At 37.1% G+C, this 19,795-nt stretch carries 33 protein-coding genes and 2 pseudogenes; 13 read left to right on the top strand and 22 right to left on the bottom strand.

The window, feature by feature from the left end; all coding sequences use genetic code 11:
* Positions 1-326: 326 nt before the first annotated feature.
* From CVPH_RS02980 to CVPH_RS10070, 14 genes and pseudogenes are all read right to left on the bottom strand, one after another.
* Positions 327-677: a hypothetical protein gene (locus CVPH_RS02980; RefSeq protein ID WP_201342008.1), complete on the bottom strand. Its 351-nt coding sequence runs from the start codon at positions 675-677 to the stop codon at positions 327-329.
* Positions 678-737: 60 nt separating this feature from the next.
* Positions 738-953 (bottom strand): type II secretion system protein GspK, encoded by a 216-nt coding sequence (locus tag CVPH_RS02985; protein WP_201342009.1) that lies wholly within the window; start codon positions 951-953, stop codon positions 738-740.
* Complete coding sequence (locus tag CVPH_RS10695; RefSeq protein ID WP_281064665.1) at positions 946-1,071, bottom strand: hypothetical protein; 126 nt, start codon at positions 1,069-1,071, stop codon at positions 946-948. The genes CVPH_RS02985 and CVPH_RS10695 overlap by 8 nt, the downstream gene beginning before the upstream one ends.
* A 34-nt stretch (positions 1,072-1,105) precedes the next feature.
* Positions 1,106-1,441, bottom strand: a complete 336-nt coding sequence (locus CVPH_RS02990) for a hypothetical protein (RefSeq protein WP_201342010.1) — start codon at positions 1,439-1,441, stop codon at positions 1,106-1,108.
* On the bottom strand, positions 1,438-1,758 hold the full coding sequence (locus tag CVPH_RS02995; protein WP_201342011.1) for a hypothetical protein: 321 nt from the start codon (positions 1,756-1,758) through the stop codon (positions 1,438-1,440). The genes CVPH_RS02990 and CVPH_RS02995 overlap by 4 nt, the downstream gene beginning before the upstream one ends.
* Positions 1,759-1,786: 28 nt before the next feature.
* Positions 1,787-2,269, bottom strand: coding sequence for a type II secretion system F family protein (locus CVPH_RS03000; protein WP_201342408.1), 483 nt, complete (start codon positions 2,267-2,269; stop codon positions 1,787-1,789).
* Complete coding sequence (locus CVPH_RS03005; protein WP_201342012.1) at positions 2,167-2,523, bottom strand: type II secretion system F family protein; 357 nt, start codon at positions 2,521-2,523, stop codon at positions 2,167-2,169. Before CVPH_RS03005 ends, CVPH_RS03000 begins: the two co-directional genes overlap by 103 nt.
* A pseudogene (locus tag CVPH_RS11175) lies at positions 2,520-3,939 on the bottom strand (GspE/PulE family protein). Before CVPH_RS11175 ends, CVPH_RS03005 begins: the two are co-directional and overlap by 4 nt.
* Positions 3,932-4,819 carry a type II secretion system protein GspD gene (locus CVPH_RS03015; RefSeq protein WP_225879779.1) on the bottom strand — a complete coding sequence of 296 codons (888 nt, stop codon included), beginning with the start codon at positions 4,817-4,819 and terminating at the stop codon, positions 3,932-3,934. Before CVPH_RS03015 ends, CVPH_RS11175 begins: the two are co-directional and overlap by 8 nt.
* Positions 4,820-4,852: 33 nt before the next feature.
* Positions 4,853-5,176, bottom strand: a complete 324-nt coding sequence (locus CVPH_RS03020) for a secretin N-terminal domain-containing protein (RefSeq protein WP_201342014.1) — start codon at positions 5,174-5,176, stop codon at positions 4,853-4,855.
* Positions 5,163-5,423: a hypothetical protein gene (locus tag CVPH_RS03025; RefSeq protein WP_201342015.1), complete on the bottom strand. Its 261-nt coding sequence runs from the start codon at positions 5,421-5,423 to the stop codon at positions 5,163-5,165. Before CVPH_RS03025 ends, CVPH_RS03020 begins: the two co-directional genes overlap by 14 nt.
* Before the next feature lie 12 nt (positions 5,424-5,435).
* The gene (locus tag CVPH_RS03030; RefSeq protein ID WP_201342016.1) at positions 5,436-5,753 is read right to left on the bottom strand and encodes a hypothetical protein; all 318 of its coding nucleotides are present in this window, start codon (positions 5,751-5,753) and stop codon (positions 5,436-5,438) included.
* A gap of 157 nt (positions 5,754-5,910) precedes the next feature.
* Positions 5,911-6,102, bottom strand: a complete 192-nt coding sequence (locus tag CVPH_RS03035; protein WP_201342017.1) for a hypothetical protein — start codon at positions 6,100-6,102, stop codon at positions 5,911-5,913.
* A gap of 400 nt (positions 6,103-6,502) precedes the next feature.
* Positions 6,503-6,682, bottom strand: a complete 180-nt coding sequence (locus tag CVPH_RS10070) for a hypothetical protein (protein WP_225879780.1) — start codon at positions 6,680-6,682, stop codon at positions 6,503-6,505.
* A 422-nt stretch (positions 6,683-7,104) separates the two neighbouring features.
* On the opposite strand from CVPH_RS10070, the gene CVPH_RS03040 reads away from it, so the two are divergent.
* The 7 genes and pseudogenes from CVPH_RS03040 to CVPH_RS10450 all read left to right on the top strand — a co-directional run bounded on the left by CVPH_RS03040 (position 7,105) and on the right by CVPH_RS10450 (position 10,431).
* A complete protein-coding gene (locus tag CVPH_RS03040) occupies positions 7,105-7,269 on the top strand; it encodes a hypothetical protein (protein WP_201340675.1) in 165 nt (54 codons plus the stop codon).
* A gap of 225 nt (positions 7,270-7,494) precedes the next feature.
* Positions 7,495-7,620 (top strand): hypothetical protein, encoded by a 126-nt coding sequence (locus tag CVPH_RS10700; protein WP_281064617.1) that lies wholly within the window; start codon positions 7,495-7,497, stop codon positions 7,618-7,620.
* Positions 7,617-8,918: a toxin TcdB middle/N-terminal domain-containing protein gene (locus tag CVPH_RS03045; protein ID WP_225879781.1), complete on the top strand. Its 1,302-nt coding sequence runs from the start codon at positions 7,617-7,619 to the stop codon at positions 8,916-8,918. The genes CVPH_RS10700 and CVPH_RS03045 overlap by 4 nt, the downstream gene beginning before the upstream one ends.
* 161 nt (positions 8,919-9,079) lie before the next feature.
* Positions 9,080-9,370: pseudogene (locus CVPH_RS03050) on the top strand (RHS repeat-associated core domain-containing protein); the annotation flags it as partial.
* A 17-nt stretch (positions 9,371-9,387) separates the two neighbouring features.
* Entirely contained in the window at positions 9,388-9,813 is a 426-nt protein-coding gene (locus CVPH_RS03055) for a hypothetical protein (protein ID WP_201340672.1), read from the top strand.
* A gap of 281 nt (positions 9,814-10,094) precedes the next feature.
* The gene (locus CVPH_RS11180; protein WP_425353140.1) at positions 10,095-10,304 is read left to right on the top strand and encodes a transposase; all 210 of its coding nucleotides are present in this window, start codon (positions 10,095-10,097) and stop codon (positions 10,302-10,304) included.
* Positions 10,228-10,431, top strand: coding sequence for a transposase (locus tag CVPH_RS10450; RefSeq protein ID WP_201340671.1), 204 nt, complete (start codon positions 10,228-10,230; stop codon positions 10,429-10,431). Before CVPH_RS11180 ends, CVPH_RS10450 begins: the two co-directional genes overlap by 77 nt.
* Before the next feature lie 305 nt (positions 10,432-10,736).
* On the opposite strand, the gene CVPH_RS03070 is transcribed toward CVPH_RS10450, so the two are convergent.
* Genes CVPH_RS03070 through rpsF form a run of 8 tightly spaced genes read right to left on the bottom strand, consistent with a single transcriptional unit; the run spans position 10,737 to position 16,397 of the window.
* Complete coding sequence (locus CVPH_RS03070; RefSeq protein WP_201342410.1) at positions 10,737-11,660, bottom strand: 5'-nucleotidase; 924 nt, start codon at positions 11,658-11,660, stop codon at positions 10,737-10,739.
* Between the two features lie 43 nt (positions 11,661-11,703).
* The gene (locus tag CVPH_RS03075) at positions 11,704-12,090 is read right to left on the bottom strand and encodes a DUF1249 domain-containing protein (RefSeq protein ID WP_201342019.1); all 387 of its coding nucleotides are present in this window, start codon (positions 12,088-12,090) and stop codon (positions 11,704-11,706) included.
* Entirely contained in the window at positions 12,081-12,782 is a 702-nt protein-coding gene (locus CVPH_RS03080; RefSeq protein ID WP_201342020.1) for a metallophosphoesterase family protein, read from the bottom strand. Before CVPH_RS03080 ends, CVPH_RS03075 begins: the two co-directional genes overlap by 10 nt.
* Positions 12,779-13,828, bottom strand: a complete 1,050-nt coding sequence (gene alr, locus CVPH_RS03085; RefSeq protein WP_201342021.1) for an alanine racemase — start codon at positions 13,826-13,828, stop codon at positions 12,779-12,781. Before alr ends, CVPH_RS03080 begins: the two co-directional genes overlap by 4 nt.
* A 19-nt stretch (positions 13,829-13,847) precedes the next feature.
* Positions 13,848-15,293, bottom strand: coding sequence for a replicative DNA helicase (gene dnaB / locus CVPH_RS03090; RefSeq protein ID WP_201342022.1), 1,446 nt, complete (start codon positions 15,291-15,293; stop codon positions 13,848-13,850).
* A 46-nt stretch (positions 15,294-15,339) separates the two neighbouring features.
* The gene (gene rplI, locus CVPH_RS03095) at positions 15,340-15,792 is read right to left on the bottom strand and encodes a 50S ribosomal protein L9 (protein ID WP_201342023.1); all 453 of its coding nucleotides are present in this window, start codon (positions 15,790-15,792) and stop codon (positions 15,340-15,342) included.
* A 9-nt stretch (positions 15,793-15,801) separates the two neighbouring features.
* Entirely contained in the window at positions 15,802-16,056 is a 255-nt protein-coding gene (gene rpsR / locus CVPH_RS03100; protein ID WP_201342024.1) for a 30S ribosomal protein S18, read from the bottom strand.
* Positions 16,056-16,397: a 30S ribosomal protein S6 gene (gene rpsF / locus CVPH_RS03105; protein ID WP_201342025.1), complete on the bottom strand. Its 342-nt coding sequence runs from the start codon at positions 16,395-16,397 to the stop codon at positions 16,056-16,058. Before rpsF ends, rpsR begins: the two co-directional genes overlap by 1 nt.
* A gap of 183 nt (positions 16,398-16,580) precedes the next feature.
* Between rpsF and CVPH_RS03110 the strand changes: the two genes are divergently transcribed.
* Genes CVPH_RS03110 through CVPH_RS03135 form a run of 6 tightly spaced genes read left to right on the top strand, consistent with a single transcriptional unit; the run spans position 16,581 to position 19,787 of the window.
* Positions 16,581-17,222 (top strand): biosynthetic peptidoglycan transglycosylase, encoded by a 642-nt coding sequence (locus tag CVPH_RS03110; RefSeq protein ID WP_225879783.1) that lies wholly within the window; start codon positions 16,581-16,583, stop codon positions 17,220-17,222.
* Positions 17,223-17,226: 4 nt separating this feature from the next.
* On the top strand, positions 17,227-17,886 hold the full coding sequence (gene tsaB / locus CVPH_RS03115; protein WP_201342026.1) for a tRNA (adenosine(37)-N6)-threonylcarbamoyltransferase complex dimerization subunit type 1 TsaB: 660 nt from the start codon (positions 17,227-17,229) through the stop codon (positions 17,884-17,886).
* 38 nt (positions 17,887-17,924) lie between these two features.
* On the top strand, positions 17,925-18,665 hold the full coding sequence (locus CVPH_RS03120) for a heme ABC transporter permease (RefSeq protein ID WP_201342027.1): 741 nt from the start codon (positions 17,925-17,927) through the stop codon (positions 18,663-18,665).
* The gene (gene ccmD / locus CVPH_RS10705) at positions 18,665-18,835 is read left to right on the top strand and encodes a heme exporter protein CcmD (RefSeq protein ID WP_201342028.1); all 171 of its coding nucleotides are present in this window, start codon (positions 18,665-18,667) and stop codon (positions 18,833-18,835) included. Before CVPH_RS03120 ends, ccmD begins: the two co-directional genes overlap by 1 nt.
* Complete coding sequence (ccmE, locus tag CVPH_RS03130; protein WP_201342412.1) at positions 18,835-19,257, top strand: cytochrome c maturation protein CcmE; 423 nt, start codon at positions 18,835-18,837, stop codon at positions 19,255-19,257. The genes ccmD and ccmE overlap by 1 nt, the downstream gene beginning before the upstream one ends.
* Positions 19,257-19,787: a DsbE family thiol:disulfide interchange protein gene (locus tag CVPH_RS03135; RefSeq protein ID WP_201342029.1), complete on the top strand. Its 531-nt coding sequence runs from the start codon at positions 19,257-19,259 to the stop codon at positions 19,785-19,787. Before ccmE ends, CVPH_RS03135 begins: the two co-directional genes overlap by 1 nt.
* Positions 19,788-19,795: the final 8 nt, after the last annotated feature.

Consider the following 19,795-nt stretch of genomic DNA (forward strand, 5'->3'; position numbering starts at 1 on the left):
TGACTATCAATGGCAATAATTGTATTTTTGTAAGATTTAGAAATCTGCTTAGAAAACTCCTTTGTTTTAGAATAGTAAATAATATTCATTGAGATTGGTATAGCTACGATTGATGACGCTTATTTTAGCACTTTTTCGGTGGAAAATTGTTTTAGCAATCAAAGAGGGTTATCATCCATTTTAATAGTTACTTCTAGTACAAAGTATTCACTTTTAGTGGACCTTAAAGCGCTTGGAAAGGTAGTGGTCATTCAATTGACTATTGGGCAATATTTTGCGTAATTTTTCCAGTGCTTTTTCAGGGCTAGAAAAAGGCCTTAAGGAAATTAACGTTTCAGCTGAATATTCAGCTGAATCAGGATGTAGACAAGATAAAATCTCTTTTCCAGCAGTGTTGCTGCTAATTTTAACACATGAGTCAGGGTATTCAAATAGGCTTTAACCTTGTAATAATCTTGCCTTTCAACGCCATTGATGTTTTTAAGCCCGCTGATGTGTTCAAAGGGTTGAACATTGGGCAATAACTCAGTGATGTGTGTAAAAATCAAATCTGACATTCGTACCTGTTCTAATTGTGCGTTTAGGCGATTTAAACACGGATAAAAAGCATTATCAAAAGTGATGTTATCAGGGTTATTAGTATTAACAATATTGTTAATACTAAGGGTTGCTTGCAAATCGGTGATTTTTCCGTGTACTGTGCCACCAAATACGGGGATGGGCGGTATTTCTGTTGCTCAGTCCTCATCAAGCGTATCTACTTTGGTGTTTTTATCATTAAGTAGGATAACTTTTGCCCAGCTTTCCATGGCGTAAACATAATTTAGCGCTTGTTGTTGAGTTTGTGTATATTTGCTGAGCTTAAAGTTTTCGTGTTGTTGTTTCCAGGCAAGTGTCACAATAATCATCATGCCAATCAGTACAATACCCCGTTGTTGATGAATATTATTCATCAAGCGGTACCAATTTTTTAATCACACTCCAAGCTGGATGGCTAAATTTAATTTCAATGGTTTTTAGATGGGTATTACCTTTGTGCCAATTTTTATGCCATCTGTTGTTATTGCCCAATGCCTAAATACTACTATTACTGATAAGCGTTAAATTAATAGAGATTCTCTTTGTTTGTAATGTCTTTACGGATTAATTTTTTTCCAAAAACTGAATAATTAAGCTTAAGCAGTTGCTCATTTTGAACGCTTTTTATGCTCAGTCCAGATCCGTCTAAAACAACAACTTGATTGTATATTTGGGTAATATCACGCTCAAGATGGTGTAATGTTTTTTGCAATTCAATGAGCTGTTTGTGATGAATTTTTTGAGCATTTTTCTGCTTGATAGAGGTGTTAAGTGCAGAGTAAGACAAAGTTGCAATTATGGAAAAAATCACAATGATAATAAGCAACTCTATGAGTGTAAATCTGGTTTGCTTAGTGTTCATTTTTGTATATTAAGCTCTAATCTTGATAAGGGATTTTTGTTGTTAAGTTGTGTTTTATCTTTAAAAACTGGTAAGGATACTTTAATGATATTGATGGTAAGGCACTTTGAGATTGTAAGGCTATTAAAAGTAGTACTACCCTCACGTACTTTTTCTGTTGCTATTAAAATAGATTGCTGCATTGGCAGATAGTTAAGCGCATTAGCAGTATTGGTTAATGCGACAAGAACAGGTGTGCCACTTTCGTGCAATAAGGCAAATGTACGAGAAAAGCGCACGGCATTGGCATTAATGAGTAAATAGCCAACAATAGGCATTTTTCCTAATAGTCGCTGCCATGAGCATTTAATTTTTTCTTGCTGAAAGGCTAATTTGGCGACTATGTATAGTGCGATTAACAATGTGATAATTAACTCTATCATTTTCAGAGAGAAAATCACTCGCTGCAATCACGGTAATCGTGAGTGGTAGCAAAGCCTGATTAGCATCGTTAAACACGCTAACAATTTGTGGCACTACGAAAACCAATAAAGATACCACAACAGTAATAGCCACCATACTAATCATGATGGGATAAATTAAAGCAACAGAAATTTTCTTTTTAAACTTTTCTTGATTTTGAATTTCATTGGCAAGCTTGTCAAGCACTTGCCCTAACTTACCTGTATGTTCACCCGCCTTAACATTGGAAATAAAATATAGAGGCAATTCTTTGGCGTTAAATGCTAAAGATTCTGCCAGGCTTTTTCCTTCAACAACAGAAGAGCGTATTTGCCTAATAACCTTTCTGATGTGTTTTTTGCTACTTTGTTCCCAATGGTTTTTAATGCTTCGTCAATGGGCATTGCCGCTTGTAATAATGAGGTAAGTTGGCGGGTGATAATGGCCGTATCAGCAATGCTTAATCTAGGTTCAAGCCAAGATTTTATTTGGCTTGGTTTGCGCCTACTTTGTCTGACTTCTAATACAGTGAGCTGCTGGCTTTGTAATTGTTGGCGGGCAGATTTTTCAGTGTCGCTTTCAATAAAGCCTGCACTTTGTTTGCCATTAACATCAATAGCTTTGTATTCAAAAACACTCATATTGACACAACTCTAATGGCTTCATCAAGGCTGGTATCAACACTTAATACTAATTGTTTGGCCTGCTCAAGCAAGGTTGAATGAGCACCAGTAGCATTTAGAATTTGTGCTTTTCTGGCTTGGTTGTGAATGAGTATTTTTATGTCTTCGTTAATGGTTAACAACTCATGCAACCTGTTACGCCCCTGATATCCAGTGTGATTGCAATTATCACAACCCATTGTTTGATAAATAACACCAGGTTTGTTAATGTTTAATTTTTGTTGTTCTTTTGTGTCAGTTGTGTGTGCTTGTTTGCATTTGTGACACAAGGTCCGAATCAAGCGTTGTGCCAATACGCCACTCAGACTAGAAGAAAGCAAAAACGACTCCACACCCATATCTCGCAGGCGTGTAATTGCACCAACTGCGGTGTTAGTATGTAAGGTTGAAAATACAAAATGACCAGTTAAACTGGCTTGTACTGCAATTTGAGCAGTTTCATTGTCACGTATTTCACCCACCATGACAATATCAGGATCTTGCCTAAGAATAGCGCGCAAGCCTTTGGCAAAAGTCATGTTGACTTTGTTGTTAATTTGCGTTTGATTAATACCATCAATAAAGTATTCAATTGGAATGGTGATATTAAGCTCAGTATTATTCAACTCAGTTAGAGCTGCATACAGTGTGGTTGTTTTTCCAGAGCCGTAGGCCCTGTGACTAATAAAATACCACGAGGTTTGTGTATTAAAGTCTGTATAGCATTATAGGTGGAATCTAACATACCTAGTTGCTTAAGTTGCAAACGTCCTGCTTGTTTATCAAGTAGGCGTAATACTTTTCTCCATGACCAGAAGGAATAGTGGAAACACGCATATCCACAGCTCTACCACCTAACTGAATGGCAATGCACCTATCTTGTGGCAGGCGTTTCTCAGTAATATCTAGTTTTGCCATGATTTTAATTCGAGATACCAGTAGAGGGGCAGTTTTTGCACTGGGTTCTAATACTTGCTTAAGTGTGCCATTGGTGCGAATACGAACACGATCTTCATAGGACTCTATATGAATATCAGACGCTTCTTCCAAAATAGCTTGTGCAAATAATGCATTCAGTAGGCGAATAATGGGCGCTTCATCATCACTATTAAGCAACTCCATTGCTAAGACATCTAAGGCATCATCACTTTCTGCATTGTCTTGAAAATGGTCTAAGTTTTGTGCAGAGCTAAATTCATAGCATTGCTGGATTTTTTGTCTTAGTTGTTCTTGCGCGGTGTTTTTTAGTTGGTAGTTACCAAATTTTCGTTGTATTTCTGACAAAACATGAGTCTCAGGCAGTTGGCGGTAATTTAATATTTGTTGATTTTCTTCATTTTCAAGCAAAGTTGAAAATTTCTTTGCAAATGAAAAAGGCAACAAAGCATTACTCATCGTACGTTATCCACGGGTACAATTCTTCTATTGATTGTGCTTTAATGGCATTTGTCACAGTAGATACTTGAGGTTTTATTGGATTTTCCAATGGTTGTTCTTCCTTTGGAGGTTTAATGGGTAATTCTATGTCGTTTAGCAATTGTTGTGCATAGATATATTTGTATTTTTCCATGCCGATACTATCAGCAACCAGCTGGTCTGTTAGGATGGTTGGGTGAATAAAAATTAATAAATTCCTTTTAACTTTTTTCTTACTGGAGTATTTAAATAAATGACCCAAGATGGGTATATCGCCTAGTAAGGGTGCACTAGATTGAGAGCTATTTATGGTGTCATCTATTAGCCCTACAAAAACCAATATTTTTTTATTAGCAACCATAACAGAGGTTTTTATGGTTCTTTTTGAGGTAACCAAATCAGATGCACCACCTTGCGAGGTAACTTTAGATATCTCTTGTTCTATATCAAGTTTAATAGTATCATCATCATTAATTTGCGGCTTGACTTTTAACTTAATACCAACATCTTTGCGCTCATAATTTTGAAAAGGATTTGAATTGCCATCAACAATTTGTTTATTGGTAATAAAAGGCACTTTCTCGCCAACTAAAATAGCTGCCTCTTCATTATCAATGGTAACAATTGAGGGCGTAGAAAGGATATTAACATTTCCTTGTTGATTAAGCGCTGTTAAAACTGCACTAAATCCTTTTTTAGTTGTTGAGTTGTGCTTCCCAACACCTATGGTGGCACCTTTGCCAATGATGGGTGTTGTATTAGTTAGCACGGTTGACAAGGAGCCGGTAAAGTCAATCAGTCCAATTCCGTTAGCACTAGAAGAGGCCCATTGAATGCCCAACTCTTTTGTATTGTCCAAACTCACCTCAGCAATAATGACTTCTATTAAAACTTATGCACGACGAATGTCTAATTTGCTAATAACGCTTTTAATGTTATTAGAGATAGCATTAGGTGCAGTGATAATAGAGTTGGCTGCACCATCTGTATGAATATTGATCGTTTGTTTTGTGCTTTTTTTATCTTTGTCTATCAACTGCTTACCAATACTTTGTAGTACTAGTAGTATGTTCTTTGCGTTTGCGTATTTTAAATATATAACGAGAGTATCACCATCTTTACCAGGTTTTTTATCCGACTCTTTAACCAAAAATCGCACTTTAAGCCGCTTTGCAGGTGCACCATTAACAATCAATTGATTGTTATTTTTTATCAATGACTATGGTGAGTGGATTGGCCGCTTGTTTTGTATTATTAGGCAGTAATGATTTAATAATTTTTGCCACTTCATCAGCTGATGCATTAATCAAAGGCATCAATTCATAGTCGTCATCAATTTCTGTACCAAGTTGGTTAATAATATCTTTTAAGCGTATTAGGTTAGCTCGTGTGTCTATCACCACAATGGTATTAGAAGGTGTATAAGCAGCAAGATGTCCGTACTTAGAGACAATAGGTTGCAAAATAGCAATTATTTAGCTGGCAACAACGTTTTTAATGGGAATGGCCGTTGTAATAATACTATCGTTAGCCATACTAGATATTTGTGTAGAATTATTCTTGGTATTGGCTTGTGGTAAAATTTTAGAAAACTCCTCACCCTCAACCACAATATAGCCATGCGCTTGTAAAATAGATAAAAACAAATGATAAAACTCATCATTGTCAATTTCTGTTGTGCTCACAACATTAACCCTACCTTTAACCCCAGGGTCGATAATAAAGTTTTTTCCAGTCACTTCAGAGACTGTATTAATCAAAGTCACCAGTTCCATGTTTTTTAAATTAAGCATAAGTGCATTAGCAGACAAAGCGATAAAAAAGATGATGAAGTTAATAAATATTTTTTTTCATGAGTTTATTGATTTGATAAAGTTTTTTAATTTAAATTGACGGCATAGAAAATGCTTGTGTTTATTACACTCAATAACAAGGTCAAAGTGTTGCTTATTAAGCTCTTTTCTTAATGCTACAAGCATTTAAAATTAGCTGTTGAGTTTCAATATGGTTAATGCTTAGAATAACGCCGCCTGATTGTAATCCAATCTCTTTAAATAAAGCCCTTTCTTTACCAGAGCGGATAACAAACCCATACAAATTATCATTTTTGTAATTTGGCTCAATAGAGACAGCAGACAGCATTTTTTTCGGACTACTGGTGAGTTTTTTAACTTTAATTTGTTCGAGCGTTTAATTTTTGATAGTGATTTCACTGCCTTTTTAGCCACTATTTTTTTACTTGATTTTTTAGCTAAACGCGCTATTTCTGTCCCTATTTTGTATTTTATACTTAATTTTTCATCATGACTATCATGATTAAGAATGATGTATTTTGAATAAATTTCTTTAACCTTGGTTGACGAATTAATCACATCATATATTTTATAAATTTTCGCTTTATTATTTTGTTTAATAATTGCTAAAGAGTACCCTTGTTAGTTTAGAATGCCCATCAGAGTTAGATTTAAGCGGGTTTTTTTAACACGCTTGTGGGCTTTTTGAGTGGGTGAGTTGAACTTACCAAATAAATTTTTAGGTAAATTTAATATTGAATGACTATTTTTTGACTGATCAATTCGTTAGCAAAAGGCTTAATGGATATGTCCTGTTGTAAAAACTGTTGCATCAGTTTTAAAGTTATGAATGCTACCAAAACAAGCAAAGCAAAGGTACTCAATAGTGTAATTCTGCCATTAACTTCTTGATAACTTTGCACTTGCATTAACTTTTTCTACATTTTGTCACAATTTAGACGTTCAAGTATAATGCGTTTATTGTTTAATATAGCCTAAATTTCTAGCAATTCAAAATTATAAACACATATAGCTTTTGTTTTTTATGATAGAATTCCTTTAACTTATTCAAACACCTAGGAGCATCCATGCCCACCAACTAGCGCTACCTGTCCTTCGGTATCGCTGTTTTTGTTGTTGCTCTTATCATCTTCTCCCTCAACATTGACACTCAACCTAATAACAACACCTCATCTATATTCACCCAAACAACCCAATCTGACACACACCAAACCCAAGCAAACGCAACCACAAACAGTGACACCAACCACCCTAGTTGACAGCACCGCAGGTAGCTTCAGCGTTAACCAAGACGCTGTCAACTACACCATCCCCATCACTGTCCCACCCGGTGTTGCAGGCATGCAACCCGAACTCAGAACTCAGTATTAACTACAACTCAAACGCTGGTAACAGCATTCTAGGCATGGGCTTTAGCTTAGGTGGCTTATCTCCCATCCACCGCTGTTCAAAGACCACTGCTACTGATGGCATCAAAGGCGGCATTCAACTATGACGATAACGACAGATGCTGCCTAGATGGGCAAAGGCTCATCGTCATATCAGGCAACAATGGACAAGCCAACTCAGAATACCGCACTGAGATTAATAACTTCAGCAAAGTTAAATACAATGGTAACCACTGGACAGTGAAACCAAATCAGGGTAAACCTTTGGGTATGGTAATACACAAGACTCAAAGATTAAAGCCCAAGGTAAATCAACCGTTAGACTCTGGGCAGTGAATAGAGTCACAGATGCTACAAACAATGCTGTTAACTATGTCTATGATGAAGACAATGCAAATGGCGAATACACGCTTAATAGAATTAATTATGCTAATAATTCGGTTAGGTTTGTTTTATGAAGACAGAGAAGATGATATTAAAACTAAATTCAAAAATAGAAACTACTAAGCGACTAAGAAATATTCAAACTTTTGCAAACAACAGTTTGGTTAGGGATTATCAGGCTAACTATCAATACAGTAGCAAGCCAGAAACCAGTCAGATTACTGAAATTATACAAAAGACGGGCGGTGGTGAGGAGACTCTTAGTCCAATTGTTTTTACTTGGGATGAAATAGACCTGCCTGTTCATGGTAAGTCTGGTCAATGCTACAGACAAAGTTATAAATATAGAGGCTGGGGACGTAGCAAGCCATCAGAATTAGTTGGATATAATGAGGGTGATATTGAGGGTTTCTATCCAAATGGAATAGCGAGATATAGCTACTTACTTGAGTTTGTCGATGTCAATGGCGATGGGCTGAGTGATATGATTGTTAAAGGAAAGGCGTTTTTATCTAATGGTTCTAGTTTTTATGCTAATAAGCATCTCGGCTCTTGTGGTAGAGTTATTTATAAGAATTATGAGATTAGAACCTATAAAAATGACACCTATGGTTATGCCGATGTCAATGGTGACGGCAAGGCAGACTTTATTAAATCAAGTGATGGTATGGTTACAGTATCCTTGTCAACCTTTGATAAGACAAAAACAATTACTAGCATTGATAACGGCTTTAACATTAGCACTACAATTAATTACAAGCCTTTAACGGGTGAGGGTATCTACCAACAAGAGGCAAAAGCATACCACCCAAACAAAAACATTTATGCGCCCATGTTATTGGTCTCCAGCACAGCAACCAACAACGCCATTGGTGGACAAAACACCGCCACCTACCAAAAATACGGTGGCGCAAAGGTCAATCTCCAAGGTCGTAGCAACCTAGGCTTTACTTGGATTGAATCTTTCGATGAACAATCCAACAAATTCACCCACACCGAATACAATCAAGACTACCCTTATGTAGGACAAATAAGTAACACTCAAGAATACATTAAAACCAATAACAATCGCCAACTACTAAACAGCCAAACCAACACCCACCAAGACAAGTCCAGCCATAACAACAAAATACACGCCCCTTACCTAACCCAAAGCCTCTCAAAGTCTTTTGATTACAACTCAAACGCATTACTCACCACCACAACCACCAGCCAATCCAACATTGACGATTACAGCAACGTAGTCGACCACCACAGGCAATGTGGAAAGACCTTCACCAAAACCACCACCAGTGGCACTGACATCACTACCCGAAGTATCACCACTGAGTATTCCCAAGACGGCAAATTCCCACTCACCACCACGCCATAGTGAGACCAAAACCTATGACAACATAACAAGCAACCTATTAACCCTCACAAGCCCCGACCAAACTAGATACTTACACTATGACAACCTAGGCAGCATCGACACCATCACCGATGGCCAAGGCAATGTCGTGGAAAGAATGAGCCGCGGCCGCCTTTGGCGAAAGGAGAAAGGCAGACTGGCGCGCAGCTGACCCACTCCTGCCCATCATCCTAGCACTCACTAACCGAGGCTTTACTGGGCATGAGCACATTGATGAGATGGGGCTGATTCACATGAACAGTTGGGTATATGACCCGCAGATTGGGCGTTTTCTTTCAGCAGATTCACATATACAAGTGCCTTACAACACACAGAGTTACAACAGATATACGTACGCACTCAATAATCCACTTAAATACACAGACCCAAGTGGCTATTTGGGGGTGCTTTATTTAGTGCCATCTTTAACGTAGTAGTTGCAACAGCAGTAGTGGTTGTGCAAGTTGTTACTGCTGTTATTTCTACCGTATGGCAGGTAGGTTCTGCAATTTTTAATACAGTAGGCACTATGGCAAATTCAATAGACGGTGCTATTGGTGCAACTGGTAAAATACTAACTGCAATTACCCAAGGTGCACAAATAGGCTTTGTTGGTGGTATTACAGGCGGCTCACTTGAGAGTGCAAATAAAGGCGCAAGCACAGGATTGGCACAAAGTATCGGACACAATTGGCTTGGTACTGGTGAAGGGCTTACAGGTACACAATATTCATATGACATGACTCGGAGTTGGGTGGATACAATCCAGGATGGGGAACTGGAGAAACAGGAGGACTCTCTTATAAAAGAGAGTGTTGGAGGTAAACTTGATTGGAAGTATGATTTTGAATTGGAGGTAATAAAAGATGCAAGATAAAAAAATAAACTTAGGCTGTACCTAGGTTATTATTTTTTTATTACCCTTATTGCTTTTTATGTTTATAGCTTTTGATTCATCAAATTTTAATTTAATGTTTGACTATATTGTTTTTATTTTTTGCGTTATGTTTATAGGAGTAGTATTTTATTTTTGGACTATTTATAAACCAATGATGAGATGAATAAAGGGGGTGCTACCCTTTAATTACAAAACCCTGTTAAAATACACTTTATGCCAAGATAACCCGCAGCAGTGTATTTGCCAACATTTCCCGCCATATTACTCAAAGAGGCAATCACAAAGAAAACGTTTTCTTTTCTGATGCTAACAAAAACTATTATTTAAAGCTATTACAACAGTATGCTTTAAAGCATCAAGTAAAAATACTTGCCTATTGTTTGATGACAAACAATGTTCATCTTATTTTTCAGCCAGCAACAAAAGAAGGATTGCAAAAAAGTATTAAAACCTGTGCATATGCGTTATAGTCAATACATTAACAAACAAAAAAATTGGCAAGGTGTTTTATGGCAAGGACGATTTTTCTCATCCCCACTTGATGAGCAATACAGTTACCACGCTTTTCGCTATGTTGAAAACAATCCAGCGCGGTAGAAAAAGCAATAGAGTACCAATATTCAAGTGCTGCTTATCATTGTGGACTGGTTACAAACAACATCATTACCGATTATGATATCGGTAATGGTATAAAGACGTATGAAGATTATTTAATGATGGATGAAAATAAAAAAGCATTAGACATGTTAAGGCGTAATGTTTATAAAGGATTGTCGTCTAGGCTGTGATTATTTTATTGCTAATCTTGGTAAGATGGTTGGCAGAGATTTAAGGTTTAAGAGTGTTGGTAGACGCCTAGAAAAGGGTAGCGCTTAAATTCAACTTGCAAGTTGAATTTAAGCTTATTGATTACTAATACCATTAGGGACATGCCCTGTGGGTACGTATTGGGAGGCTGATTGGCAGTGTTGGTGTTGATCGTCAAAAAAGATATCAGCACCGAATTCTTTTAAAAATATGCCTTTGTCTAGCCCGCCTAAAAAGAAGGATTCGTCAATGCGAATACCCCATTTACGCATGGTGTGAATAACGCGTTTGTGTGATGGGGCTGAGCGTGCGGTTACTAGGGCGGTTCTGATTGGGTTGTTTGCTGCTGGGAAGGCAGATTGTATTTTTTGTAATGACATTAGAAAGCATTTGAATGGCCCAGCTTTGAGTGCAATATTGGCTGAATTTTTTTCGTTTTCTGTAAAGGCTTCCAAGCCTTTCTCTTGAAAAATTCGCTCTGATTCTCCTGAGAAAATAACGGCATCGCCATCAAAAGCGATACGCAACTGAGTTTCGTGTGGTTTTTGTGAGCTAGAACCAACGATTGATGCTGCTGCAAAACCTGATTCTAGGGCTTTTTGTACATCTTGATAATTACTTGATAAAAATAAATCTGCTTCAAATGCACCGACAAGATTGTGCGTACTTTCGCCACGGGTGAAGGCTGCTTTTGAAATATTTAAGCCGTAATGCTCAATAGAGTTAAAAATACGTAGGCCCGTGTCAGCGCTATTGCGTGAAAGCAGGATGACATCAATGGGGTTTCTTGTGGTGTTGAGGGCTAGTAATTTTTTGACCAGTGAAAAACCGACCCCAGGTTGTAAAACAACCTCCTCATTTTCTTCTTGGTGTTTGGCGTAAGCTTCAATCCCTTGCTCTTTAAAGATTTTATGCGATTCATCAAGATTAAATAAGGCTCTTGATGAGATGGCAATGATCAATTTATTTTTTTTTTGATTTTTTTTATAGTATTTGCCATGATTTTCCTTGGAATTTATTTAAGCAATAACCCAACCATTTTTCGATAAAAGTATTTAACTCCTATTGTATGTTCATATCAGAGTATTGTGCTAAATATGGATGAGCGTGATTAAGTGTGGTTTGATTGCATACAGAGATGACTTCTAATAATTGTGCGTCAAAGTAGATTTTAAATTTAATGTCTGGTTTATTGATATTGCCAGTATCAGATTTGAGTTTGTGCGTTAGTGTGAAAACACCTGTATGAGCAAACCTGTCTTCTACGATAAGGTGCAAGTCATTTTTACTATTGTGCTTAATGATACAATCATCAGGGGTTTGCTTTAATAGCAGCATAAGTTTTAAAATTTTTTGATAGTTCAATTCAAACAACTGCGAAACTTGGGTGTAAGTTTTTGGCTCTTGCTGATTGTGTAAAGATTTTAAAAAATGTTGTTCTATATCCATTGTGTGTCAATTGTTAGTTGTCCATTATCATACAGCGTGTAATGGTTAAAGCCAATCTTAGTTTCATTGTTAAATTGTAAGGCAGTTGATGGGCATGAAATAATTTTTACCCCCAATCTGCTAAATTCAGCCGCTTGATGCGCATGACCAAATAGTATGGCTTGTATTTTAGGGTATTTATCAAGTACATTAAACAATGCTTTTGGGTTTTCTAAAGACAATGAATCATCCCAAGCACTGTTCATTGGTACGATAGGGTGATGTAAGACAATGAATATATATTTGGCAGTTGATTGCGCTAAATTAAGGTCTAATTTTATGAGCTCATGTTTTGTTAAAAACCCACTAATTTTTGATGTTTGTACTGAATTTGTACTGATAATTTCCCATTCTCCAAGTGTGAATTGGCTGAGTAAATTTTTAGAAAAAATAGTATTGAGATTGTTATCAATGTCATGATTGCCAGATATGACTAATAGCCTTGTTTGGATAGGAGAGAGTATTTGTTGTAAGGTTTTGTAAGAGGTGGTTGTACCGTTGTGGGTAAGATCGCCACTAATTAATAAGGCGCCGGTATTGATATTGATGATTTTATTGATAATTTTTTTTAGATTGGCGTGGGTATTCACACCCATGGTGTATTTAACATCATCAATATGGCAATCACTAATTTGAACAAAACTATGGCTCATATAGCGTTGATAAAGGCAACCCGAGAACTGACACCTGTTAGTAGTTCATAAGCAATGGTGCCGCTGTGTTTTGCAATGGTTTCGATGCGTAATTGTTGATTACCCCAAAGAATTACACGGTCTCCAACATTAGCTTTAATGTTGCTTATATCAACACAAATTAAATCCATAGACACGTGACCAACAAGTGGGCACAAGGTGTTATTAATGAGCACAGGTGTACCATTTTTAGCGCGGCGCGGGTAGCCATCGCCATAGCCAATGCCAATGGTTGCTATGGCCGTTAGTTTGTCGGCTGTCCAAGCGGCGCCATAGCCAACTGAATCACCAGCTTTGATGGTTTTAATTGACATAATTGGTGCTGATAGTTGCATAACCGGTTTAAGATTGTGATCAATAGTGTCAAAAGGAGAAACACCATACAACATAATGCCAGGGCGGACGTAATCAAAGTGCGAGGTTGAATTTGACAAAATTGCAGCAGAATTTGCCATTGAGCGTTTGACAGTAGGGCGCGTTGATTTTTTAAACTCAAAGAGTTGGGATTGATTCATTGGGTGGTTAATTTCATCAGCACAAGCGAAATGGCTCATGACACATCGGATATTAATCAGTGGGTTACTTGCTAGTAACTTTATGTAACCAAAGTATTCATTGGTAGATAAGCCCAGTCGATTCATGCCTGTGTTAATTTTTATCCAAATATTGATGGCTTGTTTAGTGTTGCTAATAACGGGTAATTGAGTTTTGTCGTGTACAACAATTTGGCAATTTAATTTAATGGCTTGTTGTAGTTCTTGGTCTTTAATGACGCCTGATAGAAGTAAAATTGGCTTATTTGTTGTTTTGCGTAATTTTTCCGCTTCTAAGATTTCGCTAACCCCTAATAAATCAGACTGATTAATAATTGGGTCAATTAAATCGATATGGTGACCATAAGCATTGGCTTTCACCATGGAAACTATTTTAGCATTAGGCGAATTTTTTTTTACAACTGAGAGATTGTGTTTTAATGCTGATTGCGAAATTGAGGCAATGGCGCGCATGGATGGATAAAGTCTTTAATTAAAAAGGCTCTTGGTCAAAATTAGCCATATTATGTGTATAAGCTGTGTCTATTCGCTCATCAGCCATGCCGTGAAATTGATTGTCAAGAGCCAAGTCTTCAAATCGTGCATACTCACCAATGAAGGCTAGTTTGATTAGCCCAGTGGCGCCATTCCTATGCTTGGCAATTTTTAAATCTGCCTTGCCAACTTCTTCTGGGTTTGAATAGGCGTCATCATGATATTGCTGGTCGCGATAGATAAAACCAATAATATCGGCATCTTGCTCAATTGAGCCTGATTCGCGTAAATCAGACATTTGTGGCATACGACCTTTGCCAGCCTTAGGGCGTGATTCAACAGCACGGTTAAGTTGTGACAAAGCAAGCACGGGTACGTTAATTTCTTTGGCCAAGGCTTTGAGTGAACGGGAAATTTCAGAGATTTCTTGCACCCTGTTTTCACTTTTTCCATGTACAGTCATTAACTGTAAGTAGTCTACCATGATTAGCGCTAAATCAGGATATTGGCGTTTTAGTCGCCGACATTTTGCGCGAATTTCGGTTGGTGTAATGGAAGGAGTTTCATCAATAAGAACAGTGGATTTTTCCAAGGCTAACACGGCATGATTAAAGCTGTTCCAGTCGGTTTCAGTCATGGTGTTGCGTAATTTTGAGCCTTCAATATGGCCAAATGATGAAATCATGCGCATTACTAATTGTTCGGTTGGCATCTCTAAACTAAATACTGCGACTGGTTTAGGGTCTTTAGCAGTAATGGCAACATGTTCAATAATGTTCATTGAAAGAGCGGTTTTACCCATAGAAGGGCGTCCAGCGATGATAATTAAATCGCCATTTTGTAAGCCAGAAGTTAATTTGTCTAATTCGCTAAAACCAGTTTCTAAGCCACTTATACCGCTAGATTCTTGCATTTCGTGTACTCGATTGACAACATCTTTAATAATGTCTTTTACATTGGTAATGTCTTGTTTTCCACGAGTCACCTGCTCGGAAATTTCAAATATTTTTTTCTCAGAAAGGTCAATGAGCTCTTGAACTTCAATTTCTTTTGGGTGGTAAGCGGTGTCAGCAATTTCGTGACTAACAATAATCAGTTGACGATAAACGGATAATTCACGTACGTGTTTGGCATAAGCTTCAATGTTAGAAATACTGGGCGTGTTTTCAGCAATTTGGGCTAAATAGACAAAGCCACCAATGGTCTCCTCAGATCCTGTTTTTTTAACCTGTTCTTTAACTGTAAGAATATCAGCAGGTTGGTCGTGCTGTAATAGGACGGTGATGGCATTAAAAATAATTCTATGCGAGGCGTTGTAAAAATCTGCCTCAGTTAAAATATCTGCAACACGATCCCATGCTTCATTGTGCAATAATAAGCCACCCAAAACAGATTGTTCTGATTCGATTGAATTGGGCGGTATTTTGGCGTTTTTGATATCCATTGGCTTTTAAGCACCTTTTAATTTTAACACACAATGAGTTGGTTTTTTATGCTTCTTGAGAAGCCTCAATAACAACTTTAATACTCACTGTAATATCTGTATGTAAATCAACACTGATTTCATATTCACCCGTATGGCGAATTGCCTCAGGCATGTTGATATTGCGCTTTTCAACTTTAAAACCACTTGCTGCAAGACTTGTTTGAATGTCAGTGGTATTGATGGAGCCAAATAATTTGCCTTCTTCGCCCGCATTGGCTTGGATGGTGCAAACAGTACCTACCATTTTGGTTTCAATTGCTTGTGCATTTTTAAGTGTTTCAGCCTCAGAGGCTTGTAACTCGGCTTTAATCAATTCAAATTCAGCCAAGTTTGCTTTAGTTGCAGGCTTGACTTTGCCTTGAGGAATTAAAAAGTTACGAGCATAGCCTGCTTTAACATTAGCTAGGTCGCCTAAGCTGCCTAATTTTTGGATTTTTTCTAATAAAATTACTTGCATGATAAACTCCTATTTCTTGTGCTTGTCAGTATAAGGAATAAGGGCTAAAAATCTAGCTCTTTTAATGGCAGTTGTTAGTTGACGTTGAAATTTAGCACTGGTGCCTGTCATTCTTGATGGCGTGATTTTGCCACTTTCATCAATGTTTTTAAGTAGTGTATCAACATCTTTATAATCAATTCTTGTAACGCCTGCTGCCGTAAAACGGCAAAAAGCGTTAATTTTAATTTGAGGTCTACGTTTTCTTTTTACTTGCTTGGCCATTATGATTTCCCCTTTTCTTTGTCTTTATTAACCATCATGATTGAAGGTGTGGTGATTGCTTTATCTTCAGAAGTGATTAAATTTCTAAGAATGGCATCGTTAAAACGGAAATTATAATCAAGTTTATCAAGCACTTCTTGATCGCACTCAATGTTCATCATTAAGTAATGCGCTTTATAAATTTTTTTGATTGGATAGGCCAAATGTTTACGTCCCCAGTCTTCTTCTCTGTGAATTTTACCACCACCAGCGGCGGTGATTTCTTTGTACTTGTCCATCATTGTGCCTACCTGAGCTGACTGGTCAGGGTGGACAATCAGTGTAATCTCATAATGTCTCATGAGTTGTATCTCCTTATGGTTATTATAGTAGCTTGGAGCACTGCGCTCTCAAGCAAGGAAGCGGGTATTTTATACTAGTTATTTGTTTTTAACAATCGTTTAACGTTATATATTGTATGAAAAAATCTTTTACGGGCGGATTTTGTTAAAATTCAGATAATTTTATTATCTTGTGTTTTTATTTTGTTTAAACAATTGACCATTGCTTTAATTTTGCTAAGTACGGTAACTTTTTCCGTGTATTTAAGTCATTTAAGCCAGTTACTTGATGATGCGTTTTCTGACAAGGCAAGTGCAGATATTTTGAGTTTTGAGCAGCAACCCAAAGCGATGATTAATATGCTTTTACTGGTGGAAGACCAGTCATTTTTTAAACATTCTGGTGTGGATTTTAAAGAAATTACCAGGGTTGTTTGTGATTATATATTTTATGACAAGCCACTTCGTGGGGCGAGCACCATAACGATGCAGTTAATCAAAAATACCTTGTTAAATAGAGAGCGAAGTTTAGGGCGAAAGGTCAAGGAAGCATTGATGGCGTTATTATTGGAGCACTCGTTTGATAAAAAATTCATACTCAATCGTTACATAAATACTGTGTATTTAGGTCAAAAAGGCAACATAAGTATTAATGGCTTTACCAATGCCACTCGGTTTTATTTTAATAAAGAAGTAGCGGTGTTATCATTAGAAGAAATGGCTACGCTTGTGGCTTTGATTAAAGGTCCTGATTATTATCATCCAGTTAGACATTCGTTAAGACTACTTAAACGCAAGCAATTGGTTTTATCTATCTACCACAAGTTTGAGAAAATTGTAAAATAACAAAATGATGAATTTATTAGCAATTGATACGTGTACTGATACGTGCTCAGTAAGTCTGCACACGCAAGGTGAAATATTTTCTCGTTTTGTTCAAGGTGTGGAGAAAAGTTCAGGTTTAATATTATCACTTTGTGATGAGGTTTTTAAAGCCGGTCAATTGTTACCATCTGCTTTGGGCGGTATTATTTACACCAAAGGCCCTGGTGCTTTTACAGGGGTTAGGATGTGCGTCAGTGTGGTTCAGGGCATATCATTGGCACATAACATTCCTACAATGGAGGTTTCAACACTTGAGTTGCTTGGATTTGGTGCGTTTAAAAAATACAATACCAACAAGATTGCCATTGCGCTTGACGCGCGCATGAGTGAGGTATATTGGGGTATTTATCAAAACCAAGTCTTATCTAAGGAAAGTTTACAAAAGCCTAATGAGGTGGACACATTTGGAAAAGATTTTATTGGTGTGGGTAGTGGATGGGGCGCTTATGAAAATGAACTTATTCAACAAACGGGTATTGGTACTTATATTGCCGATTTTTATCCAAAGGCTGAAAACCTTATAGCGCTTTACTTAACCTATGTTAACAAAAACATTAATTTTAGCAATAAGTTAGCATTGCCAACTTATTTACGTAATAATGTTGCACATAAGTCGCTAAAATAATGTGTTTTATAAGTTTAAATAACTAACAGGATTGATTTATGTGGAAATGGATTCAAGCGTTTGCTTCGCCTAAAAACTTCTATCAAATTAGTCAAAAAATTATCCCTTGGTTTTTATTTCCTTTTATTGTTTTAACATTGGTGGGTTTGTACTGGGGGTTGATTGTGGCACCCATTGATTACCAACAAGGTGAGAGTTATCGTATTATGTTTATTCATGTGCCTGCTGCATGGATGAGTATGTTTATTTATTTGGTATTGGCGATTTCGGGCGGTATTGGCCTGATTTGGCAAATTAAATTAGCATACGTGGTTGCCAAGGTGTCAGCGCCCATTGGGGCGGCATTTACCTTTTTAGCTTTGGTTACTGGCGCAGTTTGGGGAAAACCGATGTGGGGTACTTGGTGGGTGTGGGACGCACGTTTAACCTCAGAGTTAATTTTGCTGTTTTTGTATTTGGCTTATATGTCACTTAATAATGCATTTGATAATCCTAAAACCGCATCTAAGGCTTCTTCAGTGTTGGCGATTGTGGGTTTGATTAATTTGCCCATTATTCATTATTCGGTTAAGTGGTGGAACACCTTACACCAAGGTGCGTCAGTCAGCGTCAATAAAGTGGCCGTTCAAGATGCTGATATGTTGATCGCACTATTATTAATGGGCATGGCATTTAAGTTTTTATATGGCGCGCTTATGCTAATGAGGGCTAGAGATGAGGTGTTGGTGACAGAGCAAAATTCTAGCTGGGTTAAGAAAGTAATTATGGAGCATGGATAGTGACCTTAGCAGAGTATTTTTCTTTTCTTCCGTATGGAAAGTATGCTTTTTATATTTGGCTTTCTTATTTGACGACCTTGATTGTGATTGCAACTTTATTTATACGTACTCGTTTTATCCATAAAAATGCAATCAAACAGCTGCGCATTAAATATTTAAGAGAGAGATAATTATGACAAAACGACAAAATAGAATGACACTGGTTGCTTTACTGGTAATAGGTGTGAGCTTGGCAGGTTATTTAGGCTTAAAAGCCTTTAACGAAAATTTACTGTACTTTTTTTCTCCTACTGATGTCACTGAAGGTAAGGCCCCAAAAGGTAAAAGTTTTCGTTTAGGCGGTATGGTTACTAAGGGTAGTGTTAAGCGTGATGGTATTAAAGTTATGTTTGATGTCACTGATTATGCCAACACCTTCCGTATTAGTTATTCAGGAATTTTGCCTGATTTATTTAAAGAGGGTCAGGGTATTATTATAACTGGTTCTTTAGTTAACGGTATTTTCATGGCAACTGAAGTACTTGCCAAACATGATGAAAACTATATGCCACCAGAAGTGGCTGACGCACTGGAAAAAGCCAAAAATAAATAATGAAAAAATTTTTACCTTTGGTTTTATTTATTGTATTGGCTGGCTTTTTATATATAGGTCTTGGGCTTGACCCTAAAAAACTACCTTCGCCTTTAATTGGTAAAACATTTCCAAATTTAGAAGTTGAAGATTTTAATACTGCTGAAATTTACGCCATCCAAGATAAGTTACAGGGAAAAATATCTTTGGTTAATGTTTGGGCTTCTTGGTGCGTTACTTGTAGAGCAGAACATGAAATGCTCATGCAAATAGCCAAAAGCAACTCATTACAAATATTAGGCATTAATTACAAAGACACCAAAAAGGATGGCAATATTTTTTTAACCAGACTTGGCAACCCATATGATTTGATTGTATTTGACCAATCAGGCAAACTTGGGCTTGAGCTAGGTGTGTATGCAACACCTGAAACTTTTATCATCGATCAGCAAGGTACTATTCGTTTTAAGCGAATTGGTGAATTAACTTCGCGAATTCTGGAAAGGCAAATTTTGCCACTCATTAGCCAGTTAAAAAATAGTGCAAGATAAAATTTGGT

The organism is Abyssogena phaseoliformis symbiont OG214 (assembly GCF_016592595.1).
GTDB lineage: Bacteria > Pseudomonadota > Gammaproteobacteria > PS1 > Pseudothioglobaceae > Ruthia.

Bases quoted from the DNA above. Each gene is read 5' to 3' on its own strand.
- CVPH_RS02985 (WP_201342009.1), bottom strand. From the start codon at position 953: ATGAATAATATTCATCAACAACGGGGTATTGTACTGATTGGCATGATG.
- CVPH_RS02990 (WP_201342010.1), bottom strand. From the start codon at position 1,441: ATGAACACTAAGCAAACCAGATTTACACTCATAGAGTTGCTTATTATC.
- CVPH_RS02995 (WP_201342011.1), bottom strand. From the start codon at position 1,758: ATGCCTATTGTTGGCTATTTACTCATTAATGCCAATGCCGTGCGCTTT.
- CVPH_RS03005 (WP_201342012.1), bottom strand. From the start codon at position 2,523: ATGAGTGTTTTTGAATACAAAGCTATTGATGTTAATGGCAAACAAAGT.
- CVPH_RS03030 (WP_201342016.1), bottom strand. From the start codon at position 5,753: ATGCTTAATTTAAAAAACATGGAACTGGTGACTTTGATTAATACAGTC.
- CVPH_RS03035 (WP_201342017.1), bottom strand. From the start codon at position 6,102: ATGCTGTCTGCTGTCTCTATTGAGCCAAATTACAAAAATGATAATTTG.
- CVPH_RS10070 (WP_225879780.1), bottom strand. From the start codon at position 6,682: ATGCAAGTGCAAAGTTATCAAGAAGTTAATGGCAGAATTACACTATTG.
- CVPH_RS03045 (WP_225879781.1), top strand. From the start codon at position 7,617: ATGAAGACAGAGAAGATGATATTAAAACTAAATTCAAAAATAGAAACT.
- CVPH_RS10450 (WP_201340671.1), top strand. From the start codon at position 10,228: ATGTTCATCTTATTTTTCAGCCAGCAACAAAAGAAGGATTGCAAAAAA.
- CVPH_RS03075 (WP_201342019.1), bottom strand. From the start codon at position 12,090: ATGGATATAGAACAACATTTTTTAAAATCTTTACACAATCAGCAAGAG.
- CVPH_RS03080 (WP_201342020.1), bottom strand. From the start codon at position 12,782: ATGAGCCATAGTTTTGTTCAAATTAGTGATTGCCATATTGATGATGTT.
- alr (WP_201342021.1), bottom strand. From the start codon at position 13,828: ATGCGCGCCATTGCCTCAATTTCGCAATCAGCATTAAAACACAATCTC.
- dnaB (WP_201342022.1), bottom strand. From the start codon at position 15,293: ATGGATATCAAAAACGCCAAAATACCGCCCAATTCAATCGAATCAGAA.
- rplI (WP_201342023.1), bottom strand. From the start codon at position 15,792: ATGCAAGTAATTTTATTAGAAAAAATCCAAAAATTAGGCAGCTTAGGC.
- rpsR (WP_201342024.1), bottom strand. From the start codon at position 16,056: ATGGCCAAGCAAGTAAAAAGAAAACGTAGACCTCAAATTAAAATTAAC.
- rpsF (WP_201342025.1), bottom strand. From the start codon at position 16,397: ATGAGACATTATGAGATTACACTGATTGTCCACCCTGACCAGTCAGCT.
- tsaB (WP_201342026.1), top strand. From the start codon at position 17,227: ATGATGAATTTATTAGCAATTGATACGTGTACTGATACGTGCTCAGTA.
- CVPH_RS03120 (WP_201342027.1), top strand. From the start codon at position 17,925: ATGTGGAAATGGATTCAAGCGTTTGCTTCGCCTAAAAACTTCTATCAA.
- CVPH_RS03135 (WP_201342029.1), top strand. From the start codon at position 19,257: ATGAAAAAATTTTTACCTTTGGTTTTATTTATTGTATTGGCTGGCTTT.